15 protein-coding genes are annotated in these 8,952 nt (G+C 70.3%); 8 read left to right on the top strand and 7 right to left on the bottom strand.

All coding sequences use genetic code 11. The features are described 5' to 3' along the window. Position 1: 1 nt before the first annotated feature. Positions 2–562 carry a DUF1439 domain-containing protein gene (locus JI746_RS15625; RefSeq protein WP_201690740.1) on the bottom strand — a complete coding sequence of 187 codons (561 nt, stop codon included), beginning with the start codon at positions 560–562 and terminating at the stop codon, positions 2–4. Positions 563–692: 130 nt separating this feature from the next. Here JI746_RS15625 and JI746_RS15620 point away from each other — a divergent pair, with 130 nt between their 5' ends. Continuing rightward, positions 693–1,565 (top strand): L,D-transpeptidase, encoded by an 873-nt coding sequence (locus JI746_RS15620; RefSeq protein ID WP_201690738.1) that lies wholly within the window; start codon positions 693–695, stop codon positions 1,563–1,565. Here the strand turns inward: JI746_RS15620 and JI746_RS15615 are convergent. Next, entirely contained in the window at positions 1,554–1,832 is a 279-nt protein-coding gene (locus tag JI746_RS15615) for a hypothetical protein (protein ID WP_201690736.1), read from the bottom strand. The two genes, JI746_RS15620 and JI746_RS15615, sit on opposite strands and share 12 nt — an antisense overlap. A 150-nt stretch (positions 1,833–1,982) precedes the next feature. Between JI746_RS15615 and JI746_RS15610 the strand changes: the two genes are divergently transcribed. From JI746_RS15610 to JI746_RS15590, 5 genes are all read left to right on the top strand, one after another. After that, complete coding sequence (locus tag JI746_RS15610; RefSeq protein ID WP_201690734.1) at positions 1,983–2,186, top strand: hypothetical protein; 204 nt, start codon at positions 1,983–1,985, stop codon at positions 2,184–2,186. 45 nt (positions 2,187–2,231) lie between these two features. Continuing rightward, on the top strand, positions 2,232–3,218 hold the full coding sequence (locus tag JI746_RS15605; protein ID WP_201690732.1) for an NAD(P)H-dependent flavin oxidoreductase: 987 nt from the start codon (positions 2,232–2,234) through the stop codon (positions 3,216–3,218). A gap of 109 nt (positions 3,219–3,327) precedes the next feature. Beyond that, positions 3,328–3,561: a hypothetical protein gene (locus tag JI746_RS15600; protein WP_201690730.1), complete on the top strand. Its 234-nt coding sequence runs from the start codon at positions 3,328–3,330 to the stop codon at positions 3,559–3,561. A 26-nt stretch (positions 3,562–3,587) separates the two neighbouring features. Next, a complete protein-coding gene (locus JI746_RS15595) occupies positions 3,588–3,965 on the top strand; it encodes a GIY-YIG nuclease family protein (RefSeq protein WP_201690729.1) in 378 nt (125 codons plus the stop codon). A gap of 112 nt (positions 3,966–4,077) precedes the next feature. Next, positions 4,078–4,353, top strand: a complete 276-nt coding sequence (locus JI746_RS15590; RefSeq protein ID WP_201690727.1) for a DUF2164 domain-containing protein — start codon at positions 4,078–4,080, stop codon at positions 4,351–4,353. 28 nt (positions 4,354–4,381) lie between these two features. Here the strand turns inward: JI746_RS15590 and JI746_RS15585 are convergent, their stop codons facing one another. The 3 genes from JI746_RS15585 to JI746_RS15575 are packed head-to-tail and all read right to left on the bottom strand — an operon-like array spanning position 4,382 to position 6,927. Then, positions 4,382–5,014: a glutathione S-transferase family protein gene (locus tag JI746_RS15585; RefSeq protein ID WP_201690725.1), complete on the bottom strand. Its 633-nt coding sequence runs from the start codon at positions 5,012–5,014 to the stop codon at positions 4,382–4,384. A 16-nt stretch (positions 5,015–5,030) separates the two neighbouring features. Beyond that, the gene (gene yghU, locus JI746_RS15580; RefSeq protein ID WP_201690723.1) at positions 5,031–5,906 is read right to left on the bottom strand and encodes a glutathione-dependent disulfide-bond oxidoreductase; all 876 of its coding nucleotides are present in this window, start codon (positions 5,904–5,906) and stop codon (positions 5,031–5,033) included. Between the two features lie 37 nt (positions 5,907–5,943). Then, on the bottom strand, positions 5,944–6,927 hold the full coding sequence (locus JI746_RS15575) for an LLM class flavin-dependent oxidoreductase (protein ID WP_201690721.1): 984 nt from the start codon (positions 6,925–6,927) through the stop codon (positions 5,944–5,946). 154 nt (positions 6,928–7,081) lie between these two features. Here JI746_RS15575 and JI746_RS15570 point away from each other — a divergent pair, with 154 nt between their 5' ends. After that, positions 7,082–7,279 carry a hypothetical protein gene (locus JI746_RS15570; RefSeq protein ID WP_201690720.1) on the top strand — a complete coding sequence of 66 codons (198 nt, stop codon included), beginning with the start codon at positions 7,082–7,084 and terminating at the stop codon, positions 7,277–7,279. 243 nt (positions 7,280–7,522) lie between these two features. Beyond that, positions 7,523–8,050: a hypothetical protein gene (locus JI746_RS15565; RefSeq protein ID WP_201690718.1), complete on the top strand. Its 528-nt coding sequence runs from the start codon at positions 7,523–7,525 to the stop codon at positions 8,048–8,050. Positions 8,051–8,072: 22 nt separating this feature from the next. On the opposite strand, the gene JI746_RS15560 is transcribed toward JI746_RS15565, so the two are convergent. Further along, positions 8,073–8,672, bottom strand: coding sequence for a M15 family metallopeptidase (locus tag JI746_RS15560; RefSeq protein WP_236599869.1), 600 nt, complete (start codon positions 8,670–8,672; stop codon positions 8,073–8,075). Between the two features lie 32 nt (positions 8,673–8,704). Next, the gene (locus JI746_RS15555; protein WP_201690716.1) at positions 8,705–8,911 is read right to left on the bottom strand and encodes a hypothetical protein; all 207 of its coding nucleotides are present in this window, start codon (positions 8,909–8,911) and stop codon (positions 8,705–8,707) included. Between the last annotated feature and the right edge of the window lie 41 nt (positions 8,912–8,952).

The following is an 8,952-nucleotide window of genomic DNA, read 5'->3' as shown; positions in this document are numbered from 1 at the left end:
CTCAGCGGCTCGGCGGCTTCGGACCGAACAGGACCAGCAGGCCATCATCGAGGACCCGGATCTCCTGCGGCGCGAAACCCATCGTTTCGGGCAGCGCGAGTTCGCGGGCGGTGAAGCGGTGCAGCACCACGTCTCCGAGCTGGCCGCCGATCGCCGGCATCACGCCTTGCAGCGCCTGCGCCGTCTCCGGCGGCAGGCCGGGCCAGCGCAGCTCCAGGATCTGCGGGTCGCGCGCGCGCAGCGTGCGGTCGGATGCTTCGTAGCGCAGCGCGAACACCAGGTCCATCTCGCCGGCCTGCGCCTGCGCGAGCTGCAGGCCGGTGAACTCCGCCCGCAGGGCCGCACCGAGCTGGTTGCGCGCCGGCAGCAGCAGCAGGCGCGGCGCGCTGATCTGCGCCTGCAGCAAGCCGCCCACGGTGAAGCGGACGGGGAAGCGCGCCGACAGGGCGTCGTACAGCGTCGCCGCCGAAATCTTCTGGCGCGGACGTGCGGCTTCGTCCTGCGCGAGGACGGGCGCAAGCGGCCAGCAGGCGAGGCTGCAAAGGGCAAGGCGGCGATGCATGGTCGCAGCATTGTGGCGCGAGCGCCGCCGGCCCGTGCCCTTCCTACAGGGCCTGCCGCCATCGGCGCACCCGGTGCTCGGCGGCGTTGCCCTACCCTGCAGGCAGTCACAGCAACGTATTCGAACCGACATGCACAGCCTGCCAGAACCGCATCGAAAACCGGCCTTCCTGCCCGTGGTGCTGGGCGCCGCCTTGCTGGTCGCCTCGGCCCTGCACGCCCCGCCGACCCTGGCCGCGACCAAGGCGCACGCTTCGGCCAGCAGTGCGTCCGGCAAGAAGGCCGCCAAGCCCAAGGCCGCTGCCAGCAAGGGCAGCAGCAAGGCGGCGGCGAAGACGAAGAAATCCGGCAAGACCGCCGCGAAGAAGAAGGACCCGGCGGACCTCAAGCCGGGCCCGCTGGCCGACTTCGGCTCGCGTGAGGCGGCGCCGGACGTCGTGCACGTGGCGAACTGGGTCTCCTACACCCACAACAACAAGAAGAAGGCCTTCGTCGTGATCGACAAGAAGAACGCGCGGCTCTACGTCTTCGACCCCAAGGGCAAGCTCAAGAGCGATGCGCCCGTCCTGCTGGGCAAGGCAGTGGGCGACGACAGCGCGCCGGGCATCGGCAACAAGCCGCTGTCGCAGATCAAGGAAGAAGAGAAGACCACGCCGGCCGGCCGCTTCCTCGCCATCCCGGCGAAGAACAACCACAACGACGACATCATCTGGATCGACTACAACGCGGCGGTCTCGATGCACCGGATGCGCAAGGTGAAGGAAGAGGAACGCCGCGCCGAGCGCATGGCCACGCCGGAGGTGGACGACAACCGCATCTCCAACGGCTGCGTCAACGTGCCGCCGCAGTTCTACAACAGCGTGCTGCGCCCCACGGTCGTGAAGTACGGCGCCTATGTCTACGTGCTGCCGGAAACGCGCACGCCGCAGCAGCAGTTCGGTGCCTACGACGTCACGAAGGCGTCGCAGCTGGCGCAGGGCGCGCCGGCCGGGTCACGCTCCTGAGGCATCCGGGCTGCCGTAGCGCCGGTTGAACCGGCGCAGCACCCGCCACGAGTCCTGCGTCACCAGGATCGCCCAGAACAGCACCAGGCCGAACAGGATGCCCGCCACGGCCGTGAGGCCGGGCGCATCCGCGGTCCAGGCGAACCATCCCAGCAGCGCCGCGGCGCCCACCGCCGGCGCGTTCATCACCACCGCCGCCGCCCAGACCCAGCCGGGACGCGCCAGCGTGGCGGCGCCGCGGATGCGATGCGCGGTCTGGTTCCTCATCCCTGCATCATGCAGCACGCCGCGCTTGCAGCACCCGCCGTCATTTCCTTCCATGTGTCCGGTTTCGTACCTACGGGCGCCGGGGGCGTTGACCGCCAACGCCCGGACGCCGCAGGGATCAAATTCAGGACCAGCAAGAAAGGGGCGGAGATGAACCATCACGAGCGCGAGGTGCGACGGGAGCGACGCGAATGGCTGTTGCGCGTGTGCTCGCAGGCGCAGCAGCGGCAGCAGGTGGGCCCCGGAGGACGCTGCGTGCAGCGCCTGCAGGCGACGGGGGTGTGGCGGCCCGGCGAAGGCTGGGTCGGCCAGAACAGCCCCGAGTCCGCGCTGCCGGCGGAAGACGCCGAGTAGGCCCCGGCCTAGACTGGCGCTTCCTCCCTGCACGAGCGAAGCGCCATGCCCGTACTGACCACCCGCCTGACCGAAACCCTGCAGATTGCCCGTCCCGTCGTTTCCGCGCCCATGGCCTTCGCGGCCGGCGGCGCACTCGCCGCCGCGGTGACGCGTGCGGGTGGGCTGGGCCTGATCGGCGGCGGCTACGGCGACGCCGAATGGCTGGCTGCGCAGTTCGCCGCGGCGGCCGGTGAGCGGGTCGGCGTGGGCTTCATCACCTGGTCGCTGGCGCGCACGCCCTCCCTGCTGGAAGGCGTGCTGGGGCACCGGCCCGCTGCGGTGATGCTCTCGTTCGGCGATCCGCGGCCGTTCGCGCCCGCCATCCGTGCGGCCGGCGCGCGCCTGATCTGCCAGTGCCAGACGCTGCGCCATGTGCAGGACGCCGTGGAAGCCGGCGCCGACATCGTCGTCGCCCAGGGCAGCGAAGCGGGCGGCCATGGCGCCTCGCGCGGCACGCTGACGCTGGTGCCCGAGGTCGCCGATCACCTGGCGCGCCATGCACCCGATGTCCTGCTGCTGGCGGCCGGCGGCATCGCCGATGGCCGCGGCCTCGCGGCGGCGCTGATGCTGGGCGCCGACGGCGTCCTCATGGGCACGCGCTTCTGGGCGGCGCGGGAAGCGCTGGTGCCGGCCGGGCACCAGCAGGCGATCCTGCAGACCGGCGGCGACGGCACCTTGCGCACCCGCGTGCCGGACGTGGTGCGGCAACTGCCCTGGCCCGAGCCGTTCACGGCGCGCGTGCGCCGCAATGCATTCACGGAGCGCTGGCATGGCCGCGAGGAGGAGCTTGCGCGCGTGGCGGCGACGGAGGCCGTGCCTTACCGCGCGGCCGGGGAAGCGGGCGACGCCGACAACACCGGCGTCTGGTTCGGCGAGGCCGCCGGCCTGATCCACGCCATCGCGCCGGCCGCGGCGATCGTGCGTGAGGTCTGCGAGGACGCCGAGGCGCGGATCACCGCGGCAGCGGCTGGACGTGTTCGACGTCCATAGGCAGCGCCGTGCACAGGCATCGCGCAAACGCATGATGCCCCGTGTAAGCCTGTCCAAGGTATCGCGGGACTAGACTCGCGCGCTCGACGAGAGGCGGAGGAGTCACGCCATGGTCTTGTGCCTGGTGCAGTTCATGGACGGCGTGCCGCAAGGCCATGCGGTGGCGAAGAACCTGCGCGAATTGCGCCGGAAGATGCCGGACAGCTACCCGTACCGCGACATCAATGCGGTGCTGGCGCGCATCACGCAGGAACCCGGCGCCGGGCGCTACGGCCTGGGAGACGGCTACTGGCTGCTCGTGACCGAGCGGCGCAGCTGGCTGCAGCGGCTGCTCGGACGCTGACTCCCCGGCCCTGGGCACAATGCCGCATGCCCGAACCCACGGACCTTGCGGCGCCCGCCGCGCCACCGTACTGGCTCTACCTGCTCGAATGCGAAGGCGGCGTGTACTACGCCGGCATCGCGCGTGATGTCGAACGGCGGTTCCTGCAGCACCTGTTCGGGCGCGGCGCGCGGTTCACGCGCGCCCGGCCTCCGCTGCGCATTTTGGCCGCCCGCGAGTACCCGAGCAAGCGGGATGCGCTGCGGGCGGAGCTGGCGCTGAAGGCGCTGGCCCGCGGCGAGAAGTTGCGCTTCTTCGGGCAGCACATTTGCGCGGCCATGCTTGCCGAGCGTTACTTCCCGGACCGGACGGAGGGCCCGGGGCCGCCGAACAATCCGCAGGAAACGCCGGTGGCGACGACCTGATCGGCAGACCATCGGCCCACCACCCCCGGAGGCGCACCATGCCATCGACCCCGCCCATGCTCCCCAGCCAGCGGACGACGCAGCGCCACGCCGTCCGCACCACGACCAGCCCATGACCATCTCACTGAGCAAGGAGGCGACGGCGCAGGCCATCGCTTCCATCGAGCGCTATTTCCGCGAGAACATGGAGGAGCCGATCGGCAACGTCGCCGCCATGGGCCTCCTCGGCTTCCTGCTCGAAGAGATCGGGCCGGCGATCTACAACCGCGCCGTGTTCGACGTGCAGGAGCGGCTGCAGGCGCGCATCAGCGAACTGGACCTCGAGGTGCACGAGGAGGAGTTCCAGTACTGGCGCAAGTACGAGCGTCCCGCCCGGGGCCGCAAGTAGGCTCGCTTGCGACCCGCTGCCATGGAGCTCAGGCTCCGATCGAGGGCCGCTGCGCCAGCCGCTCGCGCCAGCGCCGCAGGTTGGCGAACTGCTCCGCCGGCTTGAGCTTCACCACCCGCGCGAAGTCCACGGCCACCACCGCCGTGATGTCCGCGAGGCTGAAGGCGCCGGACGCAATGAAGTCGCGGTCCTGCAGGCGCTCGTCGAGCGCGGCGAAGAACTGCTGCGCCCGGGCCAGCCCGCGCTGGGCGAGCTCGGGGATCTGCGGGTAGTCATTGGGGCCGGGCAGCGCCCGGTTCACCATCGCGGGCGACGCATTGCGCAGCGCTTCGGCCACCGCCATGAGGCCCTCGAACTCGGCGCGCCAGTGCCAGCTCGCGACCTCCGCCTTCTCGATCGGCGTGCGACCGAGCAGCGCCGGTTCGGGCTGGCGCGCCTCGAGGTAGGCGGCGATCGCGGCGTTGTCGGTGAGCACCGGGCCTTCCTCGGTGCGCAGCGCCGGCACCGTGCATTGCGGATTCACCGCGCGGAAGTCGGCGCCGAATTGCTCGCCCTTGCGCAGGTCGATGGCGACGGTCTCGAAGGGCACGCCTTTTTCGGCCAGCAGGATGCGGGCGCGGCGCGGGCTCGGGGCGGTGGAACAGTCGTAGAGCGTGAGCATGGGTACAGCCTGTGCGTCAGGCGCCGGGCGCCAGCTTGTCCTGGGTCTTCGTGTCGAAGTCGCTGGCCTCGTGCCGCTCGTGCAACTGGCTCGCCGGCTCGCCCCAGGTGCGGTTGACCATGCGGCCGCGCCGGGCGGCGGGACGCTGGGCGATCTCGTCCGTCCAGCGCAGCACGTTGCGGTACCCCTGCACCTGCAGGAACTCGCCGGCGCTGTACAACTGGCCCTTCGCCAGCGCGCCATACCAGGGCCAGATCGCCATGTCGGCAACGGTGTATTCGTCGCCCGCGATGTAGCGGTGCTCGGCCAGCCGGCGATCGAGCACATCGAGCTGCCGCTTGACCTCCATCGCATAGCGGTCGATCGCGTATTCGATCTTCGTCGGCGCGTAGGCATAGAAGTGCCCGAAGCCGCCGCCGAGGAAGGGCGCGCTGCCCATCTGCCAGAACAGCCACGAAAGGCATTCGGCGCGCTGCGCACCGCCTTGCGGCAGGAAGGCGCCGAACTTCTCGGCCAGGTGCAGCAGGATCGCGCCGGACTCGAACACGCGCACGGGCGTGGTCCCGCTGCGATCGAGCAGCGCCGGAATCTTGGAGTTGGGGTTGACGGCGACGAAGCCGCTGCCGAACTGCGCGCCTTCCTGGATCGGGATCAGCCAGGCGTCGTATTCGGCGCCCGCGTGCCCGAGGGCCAGCAGCTCCTCCAGCATCACCGTGACCTTCACGCCGTTGGGCGTGCCCAGCGAATACAGCTGCAGCGGATGGCGCCCCACCGGCAGTTCCCTGTCGTGCGTGGCACCCGACACCGGGCGGTTGATGCTGGCGAACTTGCCGCCGCTTTCCTTGTTCCAGGCCCAGACGGCCGGAGGCGTGTACGAGGAGGGCTCGTTCATAGGCGAGGCAGTATACGGAGCCGCGCCCGCGCGCGCTTCACGCCCGCAGCGCGGCCCCGGCGAGCGCGTAGGAACGCAGCCTGGCCTGCGGGTCGAAGATCTGCGAGGTGATCATCAGTTCGTCGGCGCCGGTGCGCTGCGCGAACGCCTCCATCTGCGCGCGCACGCTGTCGCCGTCGCCGATCGCGGTGCAGGACAGGACCTGGTCCAGCATCGCGCGTTCCTGCGGGCCCAGCGTGCCGGGATAGCCGGGCACGGGCGGCGGCAGCCTGCCGGGGCGGCCGCTGCGCAGCTTGACGAAGGCCTGCTGCATCGAGCTGGCGAGCAGCGCCGCTTCTTCCTGCGAGTCGGCGGCGAAGACGTTGAATCCGAGCATCACGTACGGCCTGGCCAGTTGCTCCGAGGGCTGGAAGTTCGCGCGGTACAGCGTGATGGCGTCCATCATCTGCGCCGGCGCGAAGTGCGAAGCGAACGCATAGGGCAGTCCGAGCATGGCGGCGAGCTGGGCGCCGAACAGGCTGGAGCCGAGGATCCAGACCGGCACGCGCGTGCCGCGGCCCGGCACGGCCTGCACCGACTGGCGCGGCGTGTCGGAGAGGAAATCCATCAGTTCCACGACGTCGCGCGGGAACTCGTCGGCCGAGGCGCTCAGGTTGCGGCGCAGGGCGCGCGCCGTGGCCTGGTCGGACCCCGGCGCGCGGCCCAGCCCCAGGTCGATGCGGTCCGGATAGAGCGAGGCGAGCGTGCCGAACTGCTCCGCGATCACCAGCGGCGAGTGGTTCGGCAGCATGATGCCGCCCGCGCCGACGCGGATGGTGCTGGTGTGGCCCGCCACATGCCCGATCAGGACCGCCGTGGCCGCGCTCGCGATGCCCGGCATGCCGTGATGCTCCGCCAGCCAGAAGCGCCGGTAGCCGAGCTGCTCCGCCTGCCGGGCCAGGTCGACGGTGTTGCGGAAGGACTGGCGGGCGTCGCCGCCTTCGGCGATGGGGGAGAGGTCGAGCACGGAAAGGGGCGTCATCCCCCGCATGTGGGGCGCTTGGGGGGCGGCGCAAGGCCGCTGCCCGACGGCGAACCTGGACTGTCAATGTTGACAGGGGGGGACTTGCGCGATCCTGCGGCCGAAGCGACAGTGGCTGCACGGTGAATCCAAGGCTCCCGGAGCCGCACAGACAATGAACGCAGTCATGCAGGTGGTCGAACGAACGCTCGGCGAGGCAGGCGCCCGGGCGGGCATCCACCTCTGGGGAGATTTCTCGGCTCGCTCGCCGCAGCGCGAGGAATGGATCGCACTGTGCCGGCTCGGCTCGGTGGCGATCGGCGTGCTGTGCCTCACTTCCACCGTCGCGGCGGTCATCCTCGCCTGCCTCTGACGCTTGTAGCGGCTGCCTTCTCCCCGCCCCAAAGAAATCGGGCCCGCACGGCGGCGGGCCCCAAGCATGGCGTCTTCACCTTCAGGAGCAGTGCAAACGTTGGTCCATGTGCGTGCAGTCTAGCGGGCGATGCCGAGCTGTTGAAGAAGGTGTCACAGGCGCTTACAACGCAGGCACCGAGGGACGCGCCGGCACGGCACTTTGGCGCCATCGTTGCCGTACTGAAAGTTGGAAAGAGGTGCCATGCAGAAAGCGATAGCGGCAACGCGGGGACAGAACGGCGAGAGCGAGACGGCGGTGCCTCCGCTGGCCGATCCGTTCGGTCTCGCCGCCTTCCAGCGCGCCTGGCTCGATTCGGCGACGGCGCTGATGAAGGCGCCGCTGTCCGGTGACGTCTCGCAGTGGATCCGGGCCTGGGGCGAGGCGGTGGGCCAGGTGGGCCTGGTGAACGTGAACTACGCAGGCTCGCGCGACGTCCAGGCGGAGCAGCGCATCACCGGCCGCTACAGCTACGGCAGCCAGCTCGGGCGCATGCTGGAGATCCTCGCGCCGCACGTGCGGCAGCACCAGGCCGAATTCAGCGCGGAGTGCGGCCCGCAGGCCGTCGAGGACCTGCTGGCGATGGCCGACGAGATCGGCGCGCTGAAGGAGGCCAGCGTGGAGGAACTGCTGGCGAAGGTCAGGCAGTGGCAGCAGTCCGACGGTTTCGACGGCAAGCTGCAGCGCCTGCTCGCCGGCCTGCACGATCTCGAGAAGGCCTCGCGCGCCTGAGCCCCGCCGGCTGGGCCGCGCCTCAGTCGATGCGCGTGAAGTGCTGCCGCACGTGGCTGCGGTCCAGCATGTCGAAGTGCCACCACTCGTTGCTGATGCCGTTGAAGCCGCTCGCCAGCAGCACCCGCCGCAGGAGCTCGCGGTTGCGGTGCTGCTCCGGCGTGAGCGCACCGCTCGCCAGGTGCCTGGCTTCGAGCACCGGATGCGACAGCTCGATCATCTCGTCGTAGCCGCTGCCCATGTCGAGTTCCTCGCCGGCGGCGTCGACCAGCGTCGCGTCGATGGCCAGGCCGAAGGAGTGGATGGAGCCGCGCGCCGGGTCGGCGACGTATTGGCGCAGGTCGGTCCCTTCCAGGAAATCCCACAGCTCCAATTGAACCCGGTGCGGCCGCAGCGCGTCGAGGATCAGCAGGTGATGGCCCGGCGCCTCGCGCGCCAGCATGGCCGTGGCACGCTCCAGGCCCGCCGCCGCCAGGTGGTGCAGCCAGGCGCAATCGAGCGATCCGTACAGGTTGCGGCCGACGAAGTTGTTGACGCCGGCGTAGCGCAGTTCCACCGCGACGCCGGCCAGGCTCGACAGCGGCCGGAAGTCGGGGTGGGAGGCAATGTCTTCGCAGCGCATCAGGCCTGCGAGGATAGCCGCGCCCGGCATCCTCACGCTTCGTAGAAGCGGAAGACCGCGTTGAACAGCTCGTTGGCTGCTTCGCGCAGTTGCTCCGTCTCCGCCTGCAGGGCGGCCAGTTCGGCCCGGGTGGCCACGCCCTGGGCATGGCGAACCTTCACCTGCTCCAGGTGCCGCTCCTTGGCCAGGAGCAAGGCGTGCGCGCGCTGCCAGGCATCGGCGCCAACTGTGTCGACCATATCCCTCGTCCTCTTGAATTATTCCCATAATAAGAGAATCG

The sequence above is a fragment of the Ramlibacter alkalitolerans genome (assembly GCF_016722765.1).
Classification (GTDB): domain Bacteria; phylum Pseudomonadota; class Gammaproteobacteria; order Burkholderiales; family Burkholderiaceae_C; genus Ramlibacter; species Ramlibacter alkalitolerans.
This window is presented reverse-complemented; position numbering and strand designations above follow the sequence as displayed.

Coding starts and splice junctions, on each gene's coding strand:
- JI746_RS15625 (WP_201690740.1), bottom strand. CDS start 562: ATGCATCGCCGCCTTGCCCTTTGCAGCCTCGCCTGCTGGCCGCTTGCG.
- JI746_RS15620 (WP_201690738.1), top strand. CDS start 693: ATGCACAGCCTGCCAGAACCGCATCGAAAACCGGCCTTCCTGCCCGTG.
- JI746_RS15615 (WP_201690736.1), bottom strand. CDS start 1,832: ATGAGGAACCAGACCGCGCATCGCATCCGCGGCGCCGCCACGCTGGCG.
- JI746_RS15610 (WP_201690734.1), top strand. CDS start 1,983: ATGAACCATCACGAGCGCGAGGTGCGACGGGAGCGACGCGAATGGCTG.
- JI746_RS15605 (WP_201690732.1), top strand. CDS start 2,232: ATGCCCGTACTGACCACCCGCCTGACCGAAACCCTGCAGATTGCCCGT.
- JI746_RS15600 (WP_201690730.1), top strand. CDS start 3,328: ATGGTCTTGTGCCTGGTGCAGTTCATGGACGGCGTGCCGCAAGGCCAT.
- JI746_RS15595 (WP_201690729.1), top strand. CDS start 3,588: ATGCCCGAACCCACGGACCTTGCGGCGCCCGCCGCGCCACCGTACTGG.
- JI746_RS15590 (WP_201690727.1), top strand. CDS start 4,078: ATGACCATCTCACTGAGCAAGGAGGCGACGGCGCAGGCCATCGCTTCC.
- JI746_RS15585 (WP_201690725.1), bottom strand. CDS start 5,014: ATGCTCACGCTCTACGACTGTTCCACCGCCCCGAGCCCGCGCCGCGCC.
- yghU (WP_201690723.1), bottom strand. CDS start 5,906: ATGAACGAGCCCTCCTCGTACACGCCTCCGGCCGTCTGGGCCTGGAAC.
- JI746_RS15575 (WP_201690721.1), bottom strand. CDS start 6,927: ATGACGCCCCTTTCCGTGCTCGACCTCTCCCCCATCGCCGAAGGCGGC.
- JI746_RS15570 (WP_201690720.1), top strand. CDS start 7,082: ATGAACGCAGTCATGCAGGTGGTCGAACGAACGCTCGGCGAGGCAGGC.
- JI746_RS15565 (WP_201690718.1), top strand. CDS start 7,523: ATGCAGAAAGCGATAGCGGCAACGCGGGGACAGAACGGCGAGAGCGAG.
- JI746_RS15560 (WP_236599869.1), bottom strand. CDS start 8,672: ATGCGCTGCGAAGACATTGCCTCCCACCCCGACTTCCGGCCGCTGTCG.
- JI746_RS15555 (WP_201690716.1), bottom strand. CDS start 8,911: ATGGTCGACACAGTTGGCGCCGATGCCTGGCAGCGCGCGCACGCCTTG.